This window comes from Allobosea sp. FG18 (genome assembly GCF_057809495.1).
The window spans coordinates 25,297-42,994 of the sequence record NZ_JBMDKB010000002.1; the positions used below are offsets into that span (position 1 = coordinate 25,297).

The 17,698-nt window shown below is 66.7% G+C and carries 11 protein-coding genes; 6 read left to right on the forward strand and 5 right to left on the reverse strand.

All coding sequences use genetic code 11. From position 1 onward, the window contains the following. Positions 1–175: 175 nt before the first annotated feature. Together ACODTJ_RS02335 and hisN are read left to right on the forward strand one after the other, a co-directional pair. Positions 176–1,096, forward strand: a complete 921-nt coding sequence (locus ACODTJ_RS02335) for an N-formylglutamate amidohydrolase (protein WP_454655631.1) — start codon at positions 176–178, stop codon at positions 1,094–1,096. A 312-nt stretch (positions 1,097–1,408) separates the two neighbouring features. Then, on the forward strand, positions 1,409–2,191 hold the full coding sequence (gene hisN / locus ACODTJ_RS02340) for a histidinol-phosphatase (protein ID WP_454655632.1): 783 nt from the start codon (positions 1,409–1,411) through the stop codon (positions 2,189–2,191). Here hisN and ACODTJ_RS02345 read toward each other — a convergent pair. Then, positions 2,096–3,151 (reverse strand): alpha/beta fold hydrolase, encoded by a 1,056-nt coding sequence (locus ACODTJ_RS02345; RefSeq protein ID WP_488847516.1) that lies wholly within the window; start codon positions 3,149–3,151, stop codon positions 2,096–2,098. The genes hisN and ACODTJ_RS02345 overlap by 96 nt on opposite strands. A gap of 266 nt (positions 3,152–3,417) precedes the next feature. Between ACODTJ_RS02345 and ACODTJ_RS02350 the strand changes: the two genes are divergently transcribed. After that, positions 3,418–3,888, forward strand: coding sequence for an Hsp20 family protein (locus ACODTJ_RS02350; RefSeq protein WP_257734998.1), 471 nt, complete (start codon positions 3,418–3,420; stop codon positions 3,886–3,888). A 152-nt stretch (positions 3,889–4,040) separates the two neighbouring features. Here ACODTJ_RS02350 and ACODTJ_RS02355 read toward each other — a convergent pair whose 3' ends face one another. After that, complete coding sequence (locus ACODTJ_RS02355) at positions 4,041–5,003, reverse strand: hypothetical protein (RefSeq protein WP_454655634.1); 963 nt, start codon at positions 5,001–5,003, stop codon at positions 4,041–4,043. Between the two features lie 93 nt (positions 5,004–5,096). Then, positions 5,097–6,152: a threonine aldolase family protein gene (locus tag ACODTJ_RS02360; protein ID WP_454655635.1), complete on the reverse strand. Its 1,056-nt coding sequence runs from the start codon at positions 6,150–6,152 to the stop codon at positions 5,097–5,099. A gap of 761 nt (positions 6,153–6,913) precedes the next feature. On the opposite strand from ACODTJ_RS02360, the gene gltB reads away from it, so the two are divergent. From gltB to ACODTJ_RS02375, 3 genes are all read left to right on the forward strand, one after another. Beyond that, positions 6,914–11,602 (forward strand): glutamate synthase large subunit, encoded by a 4,689-nt coding sequence (gltB, locus tag ACODTJ_RS02365; RefSeq protein ID WP_454655636.1) that lies wholly within the window; start codon positions 6,914–6,916, stop codon positions 11,600–11,602. A gap of 98 nt (positions 11,603–11,700) precedes the next feature. Further along, complete coding sequence (locus tag ACODTJ_RS02370; protein ID WP_454655637.1) at positions 11,701–13,125, forward strand: glutamate synthase subunit beta; 1,425 nt, start codon at positions 11,701–11,703, stop codon at positions 13,123–13,125. Between the two features lie 415 nt (positions 13,126–13,540). Continuing rightward, on the forward strand, positions 13,541–15,055 hold the full coding sequence (locus ACODTJ_RS02375) for an ABC-F family ATP-binding cassette domain-containing protein (RefSeq protein ID WP_454655638.1): 1,515 nt from the start codon (positions 13,541–13,543) through the stop codon (positions 15,053–15,055). A gap of 7 nt (positions 15,056–15,062) precedes the next feature. Here ACODTJ_RS02375 and ACODTJ_RS02380 read toward each other — a convergent pair whose 3' ends face one another. Together ACODTJ_RS02380 and ACODTJ_RS02385 are read right to left on the reverse strand one after the other, a co-directional pair. Continuing rightward, positions 15,063–16,259 (reverse strand): SGNH/GDSL hydrolase family protein, encoded by a 1,197-nt coding sequence (locus ACODTJ_RS02380; RefSeq protein ID WP_454655639.1) that lies wholly within the window; start codon positions 16,257–16,259, stop codon positions 15,063–15,065. Positions 16,260–16,315: 56 nt separating this feature from the next. After that, positions 16,316–17,551 (reverse strand): lytic murein transglycosylase, encoded by a 1,236-nt coding sequence (locus tag ACODTJ_RS02385; protein ID WP_454655640.1) that lies wholly within the window; start codon positions 17,549–17,551, stop codon positions 16,316–16,318. Positions 17,552–17,698: the final 147 nt, after the last annotated feature.

Below are 17,698 nucleotides of genomic sequence, written 5' to 3' on the forward strand. Positions count from 1 at the left end.
GCCCCGACTCGAGGCCGGGTCTGGAACGGTTGGGTACTCACCCGGCCGCACAGTTGGAACCATGTCCTGTGATAAGGCAACATCATGGTAAACAACGCGTGAATCCAGCAGAGAATTTCCCGCGTTTCGCGACATCGCTTCAACCGTTCAGGTTTGTGTGCTTCAGTCGCTCGCGATGAGCCTGTCCTCAGCCCCTTTCCCGCCCGCGCCGGACGACGTCGTCGCCGAGATCGAGCGGCCGTTCAGCCTGTACCAACCGGCTCTCCAGATCGTGCCGGTGGTGGTCGACGTGCCGCATGCCGGCCGCTGCTACCCGCGCGGCTTCGTCGAGGCGGCGCGCCTGCCCTTACGCAGCCTCAGGCGCTCCGAGGATGCCTATGTCGACCGGCTCTTCGCGCAGAGCGTCTCGCTCGGCGCGCCGCTGCTCGTGGCCGAGTTCCCGCGCGCCTATCTCGACGTCAATCGCGAGCCCTACGAGCTTGACCCGCGCATGTTCGAGGGCCGCGTGCCGCCCTTCGCCAATACCCGCTCGATGCGGGTCGCCGGCGGGCTCGGCACCATCCCCCGCATCGTCGGCGACGGGCAGGAAATCTATTTCGGCCGGATTCCGGTCCAGGATGGGCTCGCCCGCATCGAGGATCTCTACCGGCCCTATCACGCAGGCCTGCGCAGCCTCGTCCAGCGCACGCAAGGGGGATTCGGCACCTGCATCCTCGTCGATGCACATTCGATGCCCTCGGCCGGGCTCGACCGCGACGGGCTGGCGAAATCCGACATCATTCTCGGCGACCGCTTCGGCACCAGCGCGGCCGGCTACATCATCGATATTGCCGAGCAGGCCTTCATGCGGCTGGGCTTCAGCGTCACCCGCAACCGGCCCTATGCCGGCGGCTTCATCACCGAGCATTACGGTGCGCCGGCTGCCGGCGTGCATGCGCTGCAGATCGAGGTGAACCGCGCGCTCTATATGAACGAGGCGACGCTGGAGCCGCATGCCGGGTTCGGCGAAGTGGAGCAGGCGATGGCGGCGGTGATGGCGGATTGTTTTGCGCGCTGGAGCGGCTGGCTCGACGAATGGCGCGAGGCTGCCGAATAGCGGCAGGCGGCGAAGCCGGGGGCACTGATCCAAAGAAAAAAGGGCCGCACACTTGCGTGGCGGCCCAAGTCTAGGGAGGAAACGCCCAAGGAGGGCAATGAAGGTTTGAGGTCATCTCCCCTTCGCAGCGCACAATATTGGGGTGCGCTGCAAAACGCAAGCAGAATCAGCGGAATCGCAGCTGTCATGCGATGCATGCATGATACTGGAACGAAAAGGCGGTGTTCTTCGGATATTTCCGCATCCGGCCCCGTCTAAGATGGTCAATCCGCGGAGTTGATGCTGCAAAGCAGCAAACTGGAGTGCCTATTCATGAGCGCAGTCGATTTCGGCGCTTTCGTCGCGGAGCTGGCGACGCAGTCCGGCCGGGCGATCCTGCCCTTCTTCCGGGCGCTGCATGCGACGGAGGACAAGTCGCGGGGCGGGGTGTTCGATCCCGTGACCGAAGGCGACCGCGCCGGCGAATCGGTGATGCGCCACATGATCAAGCGGCAGTTCCCGGCCCATGGCGTGCTCGGCGAGGAATTCGGCAGCGAGAACACCGACGCGGAATATGTCTGGGTGCTCGATCCGATCGACGGCACGCGCGCCTTCATCTCGGGCATCCCGGTTTGGGGCACGCTGATCGGGCTGACGCGCGATCGCGTGCCGGTCTACGGCATGATGCACCAGCCCTTCTCGGGCGAGCGCTATTCCGGCGACGGGCGCGAGGCGCGCTATGAGGGACCGGGCGGGCCGAAGAAGCTGCGGACGCGCCCGACCACCGACCTCGCCACCGCGACGCTGATGACGACGACGCCCGCCCTGTTCAAGGGCGAGGAGGCCGAGGCCTTCGCCCGCGTCGAGAAGGAGGTCCGGCTCTCTCGCTATGGCTGCGACTGCTACGCCTATTGCATGCTCGCGGCCGGCCATGTCGATCTCGTGATCGAGAGCGGCCTCAAGCCTTACGACATCGTCGCGCTGATTCCGATCATCGAGGGCGCGGGCGGCATCGTCACCTCATGGGACGGCGGCAGCGCTGCCGGGGGCGGGCGCATCCTCGCGGCCGGCAGCAAGGCGCTGCATGAGGCCGCCATGGCCAGGCTCGCCGGCTGAGCCGGGCACGGCCTGGTCCTCGCCGGGGATGAAGGCGTCGAAGGCGGCCCAGAACTGGGCGCGGATGTCGTCGCTTTCCATCAGGATCTCGTGGCGCGACGTCGGCAGGACGAGCGCCGCGCCGGTCTTGAGCCGCGCCGCGAAGCGCTCGATCGCAGGCGTCGAGACGACCGGGTCGCGGCCGGCGGCGATGATCAGCGTCGGCACCTTCACCTCCAGCGCTGCTGACGGCGTGGCGAGGCGTGCCATCAGGCGGAAGGCGGTCCTGATCCAGGCGATGGTCGGGTCGCCGATGCTGAGTTCGCGCGCCGCGGCCGAGAGAGCGCTGTTACGGGCATAGCGGGCGGGGTCGCTGGTCAGGCGGTTGCCCTCGAAAGGTTTTGTCGCGATCGCGGTGTCGCCGCCGCCCGGCACGAAGGCGCGGCCGAGGCCGAGCCAGTAGAGCAGGCTCGCCAGGATTTTCGCCCGGCCGGGATGCGCGATCATCGCGATGCCGAGCATCGGCGCGAGCGCGACCATGCGCGCAACCGGCAAGGCGTTCGAGCGGGCGGCGTCGAGGCAGAGCGCGGCGCCCATCGAATGGGCGAGGACGAAATAAGGCTGCGGGAACTTGGCCTGCATCTCGGCCATGGCCAGCGCCAGATCGGCTTCGTACTGCCTGAGCCGCCCGACATGGCCCTTGCGGATGCGCCGGACGAAGCGCTGCGAGCCGCCCTGGCCGCGCCAGTCGAAGCTCAGCAAATGGAAGCCGCGGCGGCGCAGGTCAGCGACGGTCTCGCTGTAGCGCTCGATGAATTCGGCCCGGCCCTGCACGACGACGACGGTGCCGCGCACCGGCTTCACGGTCGGGCGCCAGCTCGCGAAGCGCAGGGAGGCGCCGTCCCGCGTCGTAGCGAGCCAGGTCTTGCCGTGCCCCGGGACGGGGTAGTCCGGATCGGCAAAGAAAGCGGCCTCGGCCATCAAGTGCTCCGCATCGCGGCTGCGCCTTTTGAGCACGGCCGCCATCAGCCCGATATCCTGCACAAGATATCCTGCGAAAACATGTCGGCGCGCTGAAAAAGAAATGCGAGGGGTGATTTCGCGGCCCGAAAGAGCGGCTCTTGAAAAGCCCAAACGCCTCCCCAGATCAGGTCTGCGCAGGCCAGAACCGGATGCGCGAAAGCAACCAAGGTCCGCGCTCAGGCGAGGCGGACCGACATCATTGTCGCTTCTTCGGAGGACATATCATGCGTCATTTCGACCTTTCCCCGCTCTATCGCTCGACTGTCGGCTTCGACCGTCTGTTTAATCTCCTCGATCAGGCGACGAGCAACGAATCCGCCCCGAGCTATCCGCCCTACAATATCGAGCGGACTGCCGAGAACGCCTACCGCATCACCATCGCGGTCGCGGGCTTCGGCGAGGGTGACCTCTCCATCGAGTCCAAGGAAAACGCGCTGACCGTCAAGGGCGAGAAGCAGCTCGTCGAGGGCGCCGAGAAGCGCGAAGTCCTGCATCAGGGCATCGCCGCGCGCGCCTTCGAGCGTCGCTTCCAGCTTGCCGATTACGTGCAGGTGACCGGCGCCAGCCTCGAGAACGGCCTGCTCCATATCGACCTCGTGCGCGAGATCCCCGAGGCCAAGAAGCCGCGCCAGATTCCGATCGGCAACGGCGGTTCGGCCAAGGTCCTCGAGGCCAAGGTCGCCAAGGCGGCGTAACCCAGGCGAAGCTTTCAATGAAAGCGAAAGGCTCCCGGAAACGGGAGCCTTTTTTGTTCGTGCTCAGAACGGAGCGGCAGCTACGACGTGTCATTCCGGGCGGAGCGAAGCGGAGACCCGGAATGACGGCCCGGTTGTCCGAGGGGGTATTATCAGTTCATCGGGGCGACCGGAGCGATCGGCGTCTCGGGCTTCGGCGTCGATGGGCTCGGATCGATGTTCTGTACCGGCGGGATCGACGAGGCTTCGGCTGCCGGCGCGGCGGTCGAGAGCGGCGGCTTGCGCTCGGTGCCCTCGGTGTTCCGGACATCGCTGGGGTTGACCAGCTTCGGCTTGTCGGCGCCGGTCTCCGGATTGGTCACGCCGGGCGATGGCTCCGCAGGCTTTGCTGGTTGCGGAGGAACAGCTGTCGCGGGTGCGCTGGCCTGAGCCGGTGCCGTTTCCGCTGGCTTCACCGGTTCGGGCGCAGGCGGCGCGGCGGGTGAGGGCGGCGCGGTCGTCGCGGGGGCGCTTGCCTCGGCCGGCGGCTTCTCGACCGGCGCGGCCGGCTCGGGCGCCGGCGGTGCGGCCGGGGATGGCGGCGCGGTCGTTGCCGGCGCGCTGGCCTCGGCCGGACCCTTGAATTCAGCCGGTCGTTCCGGCGGCTGGGGCACGAGACGCTGGCGTGGCGGGGCGTGCTCCTCGCGCGGGTCGGCGCGGGCGACGCTGGGGGCGGGTTGGCCGCGCAAGGGGATGCGGCGGATCAGCTCGCCGGCATAGGCGTCGAGGATCAGGCGCTGGCGCTGGCCTCCAGCCGTGACGCCGTCGACAATATAGGTGTCGTCGCGCCGGATCGAACGCTCGATCCGGACGAGGCCGTAACGGCGGGCGGCTATGCCGTTGACCGAGTAGGGCGAGGCGGCGGCCGGCGCGCGGGGCACGACGGCCGGCGGGCGCGGCGCGTAGCCATAGTCGTAACGGTAGCCATAGCCGTAGCCATAGGCCGGATAGGGGTCGTACCCGTCGTCGTAATAATAATACTGGGCGCTGGCGGCGCCCGCCATGCCGGCCATTGCGCCGGCCACGACCAGGCCCATCAGCGCGATGCGCCCCGGTGCGGTCGAACGATCTGCCATGCCAATTTTCCTTAACGAATGACTGCTCGCCATTCAGTCTTGTTAGGGATTGCGGCAGGTATGCGGCTGGAAACGGGGCACAAATGCGCCCGCTCAACCGGCGATCGCGGCAACCAGACGCTCGACGTCCTCAGGCTTTGTCGCGAAGGACATGACGAAGCGGCCAACAACCTCGCCTTCCTTGAGCGGGGCTTCCGGCGGCAGCGAGCGTGCCGACCAGTCGTAATAGCCGATGCCGGCAGCCTTCAGGCGTTCCTGGACGGCGGATGGCAGGACGAGGAAGACCTCGTTCGCCTGACACGGCCAGGCAAGCCGGGCCTCGCTGCCCTGTGCGACCGAATCCGCGAGACGCTTGGCGCGGGCATTGGCGTGGCGGGCGAGGTCGAGCCAGTGATCGTCCGCGAGCAGGCCTTCGAACTGGGCGCCAAGGACGCGGCCCTTGGACAGCGTCTGCCCGGCGCGCTTGCGGCGCCATTTCATCTCCTCGGCCTGCGCCGGGTCGAAGAAGATCACGGCTTCCGCCGCGAGCGCACCGTTCTTGGTGCCGCCGAAGGAGAGCACGTCGACGCCGGCCTTCCAGGTGATCTCGGCCGGCGAGCAACCGAGCGTGACCAGCGCATTGGCGAAGCGGGCGCCATCCATGTGGAGCTTGAGGCCGCGCGGCGTGACCGCCTCCTTCAGGGCACGCACCTCGGCCGGCGTGTAGATCGTGCCGCATTCGGTCGCCTGCGTGATCGTCAGCGCCTGGGCCTGGACCTGATGAAAGTCGCCGGCGCGCAGATGCGAGAGCGCCTTCGTCACCGTCTCCGGCTTCAGCTTGGCGCCGGTGCCGGGCAGGTCGACCAGCTTGGCGCCGTTGGTGAAGAATTCGGGCGCGCCGCACTCGTCCTCGACGACATGCGCCTCCTCATGGGTGAGGATTGCGCCCCAGGGTTTGACGATGCTGGCGAGCGCCAGCGCGTTCGCCGCGGTGCCTGTGAGCACGAGGAAGACCGCGACCTCGCGCTCGAAGATCGCGGCGAAGCGCTCCTCGACGCGCCGCGTCCAGTCGTCCTTGCCATAAGGGGAGGCGGCGCCGGCATTGGCGGCGGCGAGAGCGGCCATGACGCGGGGGCTGGCGGCGGCGGTGTTGTCGCTGAAGAAATCCATGGCGTCAGGGTTAAGCGGCGGGGGCTTTCCTGCCAAGCGGCACTCGTGGAGAGGGGGCCTGCGTACGCCACCGAACGGACTCCGAAACTTGCCGATTTATCCGCTGGTCATCCCGGGCTTGACCCGGGATCCATTCCGGAACGCCTCCCATCAGGTTCCGGAATGGATCCCGGATCTCCGCTTCGCTGCGTCCGGGATGACCCGCGTTTTATCAAAGGCGCCTCAATGGACTGAGATGCCAGAAAACAAGAACCGGGCTGCCTGAGTCACGCTTTCATGCCGGAAATGTCTGGCGCGGATTCGATTTTGCAATAAAATTTCGCTGCAGCGCGAAATAGGCGCTTGTGCCTAGATTGGAATTCTGGCAAGTTCATCGCAATAGGACAGTGTTGCTGTCCCATTTTTCACCGCGCCGACCAAAAGCTGTTTTAGCTCAAGGTCGCGCCGTCGCAACGGAGCGGAGCATGACGAAGGGCCGGGCTACCAACGCCAAAGCCAATCGCACGCGCGCCGTCCGTAAAACGACGGCCTGAAGACAGGCGCGAACGGGCGAGGCACGCCCGAGGCGCCTGCGGAGGACGCGGGCGCGGTGGAAACAAAGCGCAAGCAAAGCCTCCAAAGAGACGACGGCCGAACCGCTCTGGCCCCATCCTTGCTGCCGACTTCGGGTCGGCACTGAGGGCCGCAGCGGTCGGGATTGTGGACTGACGGGTCTCCCTGCCGGCGCAAGCTCGCGGGGTTCTGGGAAGCGGGGTTTGACGATGAGCGTGACCAGCAAGTCGAGCGGCGCAGAGGCTTTCGAGCGTTTTCCGGCCGTGCGCGATCCGGCGATGCCGGTGCATCAGGGCCTGTACGATCCCAATAACGAGAAAGACTCCTGCGGCGTCGGCTTCATCGCCGACATGAAGAACCGCAAGAGCCATGCGATCGTGCAGCAGGGCCTGCAGATCCTACACAATATCGACCATCGCGGCGCGGTCGGGGCCGATCCGAAGCTCGGCGACGGCTGCGGCATCCTCGTCCAGATTCCCGACCAGTTCTTCCGCGAGGAGACCGCGCGGCTCGGCATCACCCTGCCGGAACAGGGCTACTACGCCATCGGCCAGTTCTTCATGCCGCGCGATCCCACGGCGCGGGCGATGTGCGAGGAGATCATCTCGCAGACCGTGGCGGAGGAGGGGCTCGTCTTCCTCGGCTGGCGCGACGTGCCGGTCGATAACAGCGATCTCGGCCATGCCGTGCTTGCGACCGAGCCGGTGCATCGCCAGCTCTTCGTCGGTCGCCCCGACGACATCACCGACGAGGACGAGTTCGAGCGGCAGGTCTATGTCCTCCGCAAGTCGGTCTCGAACAAGGTCTACAAGCATCAGGAGCGCAAGACGGCGGAGTATTACCCCGTCTCGATGTCCTGCCGCACCATCGTCTACAAGGGCATGGTGCTGGTGAACCAGCTTGGCTCCTACTTCAAGGACCTGCAGGACGAGCGCTTCATCAGCGCGCTCGCGCTGGTCCACCAGCGTTTCGCCACCAACACCTTCCCGTCCTGGCGCCTCGCCCATCCCTACCGCATGGTCGCCCATAACGGCGAGATCAACACGCTGCGCGGCAACGTCAACTGGATGGCGGCACGGCAGGCGAGCGTCGATTCCGACCTGTTCGGCTCGGATATCTCCAAGCTCTGGCCGATCTCCTATGAGGGCCAGTCGGACACCGCCTGCTTCGACAACGCGCTCGAATTCCTGGTGCAGGGCGGTTACTCGCTGGCCCATGCCATGATGATGCTCGTGCCGGAGGCGTGGAACGGCAACCCGCTGATGAACGAGGAGCGGCGCGCCTTCTACGAGTATCACGCCGCGTTGATGGAGCCCTGGGATGGGCCGGCCGCGATCGCCTTCACCGACGGCCGCCAGATCGGCGCGACGCTCGACCGCAACGGCCTGCGTCCGGCGCGCTATCTCGTCACGGATGACGGGCTCGTCGTGCTTGCTTCGGAATTCGGCGTGCTGCCGATCCCGGAGGAGAAGATCGTCGAGAAGTGGCGTCTCCAGCCCGGCAAGATGCTGCTGATCGATCTCGAACAGGGCCGCATCATCGGCGATGACGAGATCAAGACCTCGCTCTGCCTCGCCAATCCCTACAAGGACTGGCTTAAGCGCACCCAGATCGTGCTGGAGGACCTGCCGCCGGTCGAGGCGCGGGCCTCGCGCACCGACGTGCCGCTGCTCGATCGCCAGCAATCCTTCGGCTACACCACCGAGGATGTCCGCCTGCTGATGGCGCCGATGGCGGTGACCGGGCAGGAAGCCGTGGGCTCGATGGGCACGGATACGCCGATTTCGGCGCTCTCGCTCAAGTCGAAGCTGCTCTACACCTATTTCAAGCAGAACTTCGCGCAGGTCACGAACCCGCCGATCGACCCGATCCGCGAGGAGCTGGTGATGAGCCTGCTCTCCTTCATCGGGCCGCGTCCGAACATCCTCGATCTGGAAGGCACCTCGCGCCGCAAGCGCCTGGAGGTTCGCACGCCGATCCTGACCAATGACGATCTCGAGAAGATCCGCTGCATCGGTCATTACGAGGATCGCTTCGACACCAAGACGATCGACTTCACCTATCCGGCGCGCGAGGGCGCGAGCGGCATGGACGGCGCGGTAGCGCGGCTCTGCGAGCGCGCCGAGGCTGCGGTCCATGGCGGCTACAATATCATCATCCTGTCCGACCGGCAGGTCGGGCCGGACCGCATCCCGATCCCGGCATTGCTGGCGACGGCGGCGGTGCATCATCACCTGATCCGCAAGGGCCTGCGCACCTCGGTCGGCCTCGTCGTCGAATCCGGCGAGCCGCGCGAGATCCATCATTTCTGCTGCCTCGCCGGCTACGGCGCCGAGGCGATCAACCCCTATCTCGCCTTCGATACCCTGCTCGACCAGCATGAGCAGGGCGCCTTCCCCGAGGAGGTCGACGCCGACGAGGTGGTGAAGCGCTACATCAAGTCGGTCGGCAAGGGCGTGCTCAAGGTGATGTCCAAGATGGGCATCTCGACCTACCAGTCCTATTGCGGCGCGCAGATCTTCGACGCCGTCGGCCTGAAGAGCGCCTTCGTCGACAAGTTCTTCTTCGGCACGGGCACGGCGATCGAGGGCGTGGGCCTCGACGAGATCGCCGAGGAGAGCCTGCGCCGCCATCGCGACGCCTTCGGCGACTCGCCGCTCTACCGCAACAGCCTCGATATCGGCGGCGAGTACATGTACCGCGTCCGCGGCGAGGACCATATCTGGAAGCCGGATGTCGTCGCTTCGCTGCAGCATGCGGTGCGCCTCAACGCGCAAGACCGTTACGAGGAGTTTGCCGCTCAGGTGAACGACGACGCGCAGCGGCTCAGCACCATCCGCGGCCTGTTCAAGGTCAAGATGGCCGTCGATAACGGCCGCGCGCCGGTGCCGCTGGAGAGCGTCGAGCCTGCCGCGAATATCGTGAAGCGCTTCGCTACCGGCGCGATGTCCTTCGGTTCGATCTCGCGCGAGGCCCACGAGACGATCGCGCTCGCGATGAACCAGATCGGCGGCAAGTCGAACACCGGCGAGGGCGGCGAGGAGCCGATCCGTTTCCGGCCGATGCCGGATGGCCGTTCGAAGCGCTCGGCGATCAAGCAGATCGCGTCCGGCCGCTTCGGTGTTACCACCGAGTATCTCGTCAATGCCGACGTGATGCAGATCAAGGTCGCGCAGGGCGCCAAGCCCGGCGAGGGCGGCCAGCTCCCCGGCCACAAGGTCGATGCCAAGATCGCCCGCACCCGGCATTCGACCCCGGGCGTCGGCCTGATCTCGCCGCCGCCGCATCATGACATCTATTCGATCGAGGATCTGGCGCAGCTCATCTTCGACCTGAAGAACGTCAATCCGGCGGCCGATGTCTCGGTGAAGCTCGTCTCCGAGATCGGCGTCGGCACGGTTGCGGCCGGCGTCGCCAAGTCGCGCGCCGACCACATCACCATCTCCGGCTTCGAGGGCGGCACGGGCGCGAGCCCGCTGACCTCGCTGAAGCATGCCGGTTCGCCCTGGGAGATCGGGCTGGCCGAGACGCAGCAGACGCTGGTGCTGAACCAGTTGCGCGGCCGCGTGGCGCTTCAGGTCGATGGTGGCCTGCGCACAGGGCGGGACGTCATCATCGGCGCGCTGCTCGGGGCCGACGAGTTCGGCTTCTCGACCGCGCCGCTGATCGCGGCCGGCTGCATCATGATGCGCAAGTGCCATCTCAACACCTGCCCGGTCGGCGTCGCGACGCAGGACCCGGTGCTGCGCAAGCGCTTCAAGGGCCTGCCCGAGCATGTCGTGAACTACTTCTTCTTCGTGGCCGAGGATGTCCGTCGGATCATGGCGGAGATGGGCTTCACGAAGATCGAGGAGATCGTCGGCCGCTCGGACCTGCTCGACAAGCGCGATGCGATCGAACACTGGAAGGCGAACGGGCTCGACTTCACCAAGCTCTTCCACAAGGTCGACCTGCCGGGCGTGGCGATCCGCCATGTCGAGCTGCAGAAGCACCCGATCGATACCGTGCTCGACTGCCAGCTCCTGGCTGAGGCCACGGACGCGATCGAGACCGGCACGCCGGTCGTGATCGAGAAGCCGGTCGGCAATGTCGACCGCAGCACCGGCGCGATGCTCTCGGGCGCCGTCGCCAAGAAGTATGGTCATGCCGGCCTGCCGGAAGACACGATCACGGTGAAGCTCACCGGCACCTCCGGCCAGAGCTTCGCGGCCTTCCTGGCGGCGGGCGTCACGGTCGAGCTCACAGGCCAGGCCAACGACTACGTCGCCAAGGGTCTCTCGGGCGGCAAGGTCATCGTGAAGCCCGATCCGGCGACCAAGGCGGTGGCCGAGCGCTCGATCATCGTCGGCAACACCGTGCTCTACGGGGCTATCGCGGGCGAGGCTTACTTCCGCGGCGTGGCGGGTGAGCGCTTCGCGGTCCGCAATTCCGGCGCCATCGCGGTGGTGGAAGGAACCGGCGACCATGGCTGCGAGTACATGACCGGCGGCGTCGTCGCGGTCATCGGCCAGACCGGGCGCAATTTCGCGGCCGGCATGTCGGGCGGCATCGCCTATGTGCTGGACGAGGACGGCACCTTCAAGTCGCGCTGCAATCTCTCGATGGTCGATCTCGAACCGGTCGAGGAGGAAGAGGACCTGATGGAGCGGCTGCACCATCACGGCGGCGATCTCGAACACAAGGGCCGGATCGACATGACCAACATGTCGGGCCATGACGAGGAGCGCCTGATGCAGATGCTGACGAACCATGTCGACTACACCGGCTCGAAGCGCGCCCGCACTATCCTCGACAACTGGGCGGATTACCGCACCAAATTCGTCAAGGTGATGCCGGTCGAGTACCGCCGCGCGCTGCGCGAGATGGAACAGGCCCGCACCTTGCAGGCTGCAGAATAAGCGAACGCCACCCCGCCGGGGCCGTCACGGTCCCGGCATCTCGATCAGGTTAAGGCACGCGCACGGGGACGCCCCGCGCACACGGCGAGAGAAACGGCATGGGCAAGGTCACGGGCTTTCTCGAATTCGACCGGCAGGAGCAGAAGTATCAGCTCGCCGGCGACCGCATCCGCCACTTCCGCGAGTTCACGCTTCCCTTGGAGGAGCGCGATATCAAGAAGCAGGCGGCGCGCTGCATGGATTGCGGCATCCCGTTCTGCCACGGGCCGACCGGTTGCCCGGTCCATAACCAGATTCCGGACTGGAACGAGCTGGTCTATTCCGGCGGCTGGGAGGATGCGCTGCGCAACCTCCACTCCACCAACAATTTCCCGGAGTTCACCGGACGCATCTGCCCGGCGCCCTGCGAGGAGGCCTGCACGCTCAACCTCGAGAACATGCCGGTGACGATCAAGACGATCGAGCAGGCCATCGCCGACAAGGGCTGGGAAGAGGGTTGGATCGCGCCGGAAATCCCGGCCAAGCGCACCGGCAAGCGCATTGCCATCGTCGGCTCCGGTCCTGCCGGCATGGCGGCGGCGCAGCAGCTCGCCCGCGTCGGGCACGATGTCCATCTCTATGAGCGCGAGGCCAAGGCCGGCGGCCTGCTGCGCTACGGCATCCCCGACTTCAAGATGGAGAAGAAGCATATCGACCGCCGGGTGAAGCAGATGGAGGCGGAAGGCGTGACCTTCCACTACAACGCCAATATCGGCGTCAACCTGCCTTTCGCCACGCTGATGGCCGAGCACGACGCGGTGCTGATGACCGGCGGGGCGGAAGCGCCGCGCGATCCCGGTCTGCCGGATACCAATCTCGCCGGCGTCCATTACGCGATGCCGTACCTGACCCAGCAGAACAAGCGCGTCGGCGGCGAGGATGTCTCCGGCCTCGAACCGATCAGCGCGGCGGGCAAGCATGTCGTCGTGGTCGGCGGCGGCGATACGGCCTCGGACTGCGTCGGCACCGCCTTCCGGCAGGGCGCGCTCTCGGTGACGCAGCTCGATATCCGGCCGATGGCGCCGGAGATCGAGGACAAGCTCACCGTCTGGCCGTATTGGCCGACGAAGTTCCGCACCTCGTCCTCGCAGGCCGAGGGTGCCGAGCGCGAGTTCCAGGCGGCGACGCTCGGGCTCGAAGGCCGCAACGGCAAGCTCACCGGCGTGAAATGCGCCCGCGTCGACGAGAAGCGCAAGCCGATCCCCGGCACCGAATTCGTGCTCCAGGCCGATCTCTGCTTCCTCGCCATCGGCTTTGCCGGCTCGGTGATCGAGGGCATGATCGCGCAATCTGGCGCGGCCGTGGACAAGCGCGCCAACGTCGTCGCCAATGACCGCGACTACAAGACCAGCGTCGGCAAGGTCTTCGTCGCCGGCGACATGCGCCGCGGCCAGTCGCTGGTGGTCTGGGCGATCCGCGAGGGCCGCCAGGCCGCGCATGCCATCGACAAGGAACTGATGGGCGCGACGATCCTGCCGATGTGAATGGAAGAAGTGTGCCTCGGTTTTGAGCCCTCATCCTGAGGAGCGGGCCGAAGGCTCGCGTCTCGAAGGATGTTCCAGGAGACTCCCGAACCATCTGGACCATCCTTCGAGACGGCCCTTCCAGGCCTCCTCAGGATGAGGGCTGGCGTTTCCTGTCGGATGCCCAAGACGCGGGTTTCGCTTTGGAAGTGATCAGCCGGCCACTGTTCATTGCCGCCGCCATCGCTATGATCACCGCCATGGAATCGAACCAGAAGGGGAAGCAAGCGCCGCGCCGCCGCTTCCATTGCCGCACCCGCGGACCTGTCTGCGCCCCGCGCTTCACCTCGCGGGGCTGACCGGGAACGCATCGTCGTCTCATCGTCAGCCTTTCTCGGCGCGCTCCTGCGCGCATGCCTGACTTCATGAGATTCCGATGTCCCTGATCACCCTGAAAGACCTCTCGCTCGCGCGCAGCGCGCCGCTCTTTGCCGGCCTCGACCTCGCCATCGCCAAGGGCGACCGCCTCGGCCTCGTCGCCGCCAATGGACGCGGCAAATCCTCGCTCCTGCGCATCCTGGCCGGCACGGAGGAGGCGAGCGGCGGGACGCTGACCCGATCACGCGGACTGGTCACCGCCTTCGCACCGCAGGACCCGCCCGAGCGGCTGCTGCCGATGAGCCTCTACGATGCCGTGCTGGACGCGCTCGATGCCGAGGCGGCCGAGACCGAAAGCTGGCGTGTTGACGTGCTGCTCGACGATCTGATGGTCGAGGAGAGCCTGCGCAATCGCGCTGTCGGCAGCCTCTCCGGCGGCTGGCAGCGCACGATGCTGCTGGCGCGGGCCATCGTGATCGAACCCGATCTGCTCTTGCTCGACGAACCGACCAATCATCTCGATCTCGAACGGATCGGCCTGCTGGAGCGCTTCCTCGCCAACCTGCCGCGCGACTGCGCCGTGGTCGCGGCGAGCCATGATCGCGCCTTCCTCGACGATGTCAGCACGCGCACCCTGTTCCTGCGTCCGGCAGAGAGCGCCGATTTCGCCTTGCCCTATTCGCGCGCCCTGCAGGCGCTGGAGGAGCGCGATGCGGCGCGCGACCGGCAGTTCGAGAACGAGATGCGCAAGGTTCGGGCGATCCGCCAGCAGGCGGCGAAGCTGAAGAATATCGGCATCAATTCCGGGTCGGACCTGCTGGTGGTCAAGACCAAGCAGTTGTCGGAGCGCGCCGACAAGCTGGAGGAGCGAGCGAAGCCTGGGCACAAGGAGCGCTCGGCCGGCACGATCCGGCTCGCCAGCAGCGGCAGCCATGCCAAGGCGCTTGTCTCGATCAAGGAAACCGCGGTCGCCACGCCCGACGGCCGCGTATTGTTTCGTACCGGGCCGCTCTGGATCGAGAAGGGAGACCGGATCGCGTTGCTCGGCGCCAATGGCAGCGGCAAGACGCGTTTCGTTGCGCGATTGCAGGCGGCGCTTGATGGTTCCGACACGGATATCCGGGGCGCGGCCACCCTAAAGGCAGGCTATTCCGATCAGGGCCTCTCGCAGCTCGATGCCTGGCGCACGCCCTGGGATGCGGTGAAGCGCTCCAGCGATCTCGGCGACCAGACGGCGCGCACCGTGCTCGCCGGCGCGGGGATCGCGAGCGAGGCGCAGACCGCGCCGACGGCGCGTCTGTCCGGTGGGCAGCGGGCGCGACTCGCAATGCTGCTGCTGCGTCTGGCCGAGCCGAATTTCTACCTGCTGGACGAGCCGACCAACCATCTCGATATCGAGGGGCAGGACATGCTGGAGAGCGAACTGATCAAGCAGGAAACGGCCTGCCTGCTGGTCAGCCATGACCGCGCCTTCGTCAGGGCCGTGGCGACGCGGGTCTGGGTGATCACGGCTAAGAAACTGGTCGAGGTCGACGATCCCGATCCGGTCTTCGACCGACTGATGGCGGGGTGAGGCGCGCTCAGCGCGGCCAGCGATAATCGTCGAGCCGGCCCGGGACCGGGTCCGGCGCGATGCCTTGGCCGAAGACGCGTTCGAGCTGGAGGGCGGCATCGCCACGCCCGCGCGCCTCGGTGATCGAGGCGAGGAGCGGCTGCTCGGAGAGCGCGGCCTGACCGGTGAGCGGCTGGATCGGCCCGGCGAGCGGGCGCGCCTGCAAGGCGGCGGGCAGGCCGATGGTCGGAATGCCCGCGACCATCTGGTCGATCAGGCGCTCGACGCCGCCGGGTTGGAGCTCAAGGGCGCTCGGCGCGCCGGTCTCGGGCGAGACGGGCAGGGCGATGACGCTGTTCTGCGGGGCAGCCTCGATCATGCGGCGGATGACCAGATCGACGAAATGCGCGGCCTTGCGCGCGCCGGCAGCGGTGAAATGAATGCCGTCGCCGAGCCGTAGGCGCACCGGCTGGCCGGAGACGTCGGGGCCGGTCGCGACATAGCGGTTTTCGGCATCGACGAAGCCGCCCCAGAGATCGATATATTGCCCGCCCGCTTTCTCGACGCGCTGGCGGTAGAGGTCGTTGAAGGTGATCATGTCGGCCGAGAGCCGCCCGTTCTGCATCGGCGGCGCGCCGACCCAGATCAACGGTACGCGCTTGGCGGAAAAGGCACTGGCGATGGCGTCGACCCGGTCGCGGTAGAGTTCGAGCCAGCGTGGGCTCAAGGGCTCGTGGACGGTCTCGCCCTCGCGGAGCGGCTGCCGGTCGTTGAGACCGAGCAGGACCACGCCGATGCTGATCTTCTGGTCGCTGGCGAGCAACTCGGAAACGACCTTCGGCCAGTCGTAGAAATCGCTCCGCACCAGGCCGGAATCGGGCTTGGCCCGGTGGATCACCTCGACATCGGGGCGGTTGTTGAGGGCGTCGTCCAGCCCGTTCGCAAGGAGGTTCGCGAGGGAATCGCCCATCACGACAATATGGGTGCTGACATCGACCTTGGGGATGACGGGGTCGTCGCGGACGACGACGGGCGCATCGCGGCGGCGGGCGACAGGCGCGACGCGCTGGCGCGGCTGCGGCGCGGTCCGCGGCTGCGCCGGTATTTGCCAGAACATCTGGAACAGGCTGCGCTGCTGTTGCTGCTGGGCGAGGGACACCGGCCCGCCCGTCACGAGGAGCAGGCAGGCGGCAGCCAAGACCATGGCAAGCGAGCGCAGGCGCATCGGCCGATCCGGTGATTACCCCTCGTCAGCCATTATAGGCGGTGACGGATCCGGAGTCAGCGTTTGCCGCGCAGCTTGGTCAAAAGGGCTGGGGTCGGGTAGCCGTCGGCGATCTCACCGGCGCTGATCTGATAGCGCCGGACCGCCTCGCGCGTGCCGGTGCCGATGCGCCCGTCGGCATCGTGATTGTAGAGACCGAGCGCCTTCAGGCGGTGCTGCAGATCGCGGGTCGCAGCCATGTCGAGGCGCGGTGCTTTGGTCGGCCAGTTCCCCTGGATGGCGGCGCGCCCGGCGATGCGGTCGCCGAGATGACCGACGGCCATCGCATAGGCGTCCGAGGAATTGTACTTCTTGATGACGTCGAAATTGGCGGTCAGCAGCATCACCGGGCCGGTATGACCGGCCGGGTAGAACAGGCGCCCTGCGCCGGAGGAGGGCAGGCGGCCGCCATCAGCGCGGCGGATGCCGGCAGACGCGAAGGCGGAGAAGCTCGCCTTGTCCAGGCGGTGGTCGAAGCCGTTGGGCAGCGTCACCTCCATGCCCCAGGGCAGGCCCGGCACCCAGCCATAGCCCTTGAGATAATTGGCGGTGGAGGCGATGGCGTCGCTCGACGAGGTCCAGATGTCGGCATGGCCGTCGCCGGTCCAGTCGACCGCGTATTTCATGTAGCTCGACGGCATGAACTGGGTATGGCCCATGGCGCCGGCCCAGGAGCCCTTCAGTTCGCTGCGCTCGACATGGCCCTTCTCGATCAACTCCAGCGCGGTCAGCAATTCGTCGCGGAAGAAGTCGCCGCGATAGCGGATCGAGGCGAGCGTCGCCAGCGAGCGGATGACGTCCTTGCTGCCCTTGAACGAGCCGTAATTGGTCTCCATGCCCCAGACGCCGAGGACGATCTCCTTGGGCACGCCATAGCGCGCCTCGACCTGGGAGAGGACGGAGGCATTCTCCGCCGCGGCCTCGCGCCCGCGCTGGATGCGGGAGCCGCCGACGGCGTTCTCCAGATAGTTCCAGATCGGGGCGCTGAATTCCGACTGCTTCTTGGTGAGCGCGACGATGGATGAATCCGGCGTCACGCCGCGGAAGGCGAGGTCGAATGTCGGGCGCGAGATGCCGCGTGCCTGCGCCTGCGGCCAGAGCCGTTGCACGAAGACGTCGAAGGAGGCGCTCGCCGGGGTCGCCTGGGCATTGCTGCGGGCATGGGCGCCGGACACGTTGATCGAGCCGGTGGTCTGGGCCAGCGCCGGTGCCAGGCTGATCAGGACTGAGGCTGCGATGACGGACAGGCGCATGGACACTCCCGGCGAATGTTGGATGGAAACATCTTCACAGCGCCCGAACAAGATTAACCAGCGGTTAATTCGGGGTACGATCGTTGCGGCATTCGTGATTTGACAAGCTCCGGCGATTGTCAGATTCTGTGGTGATGAATAGCGCGT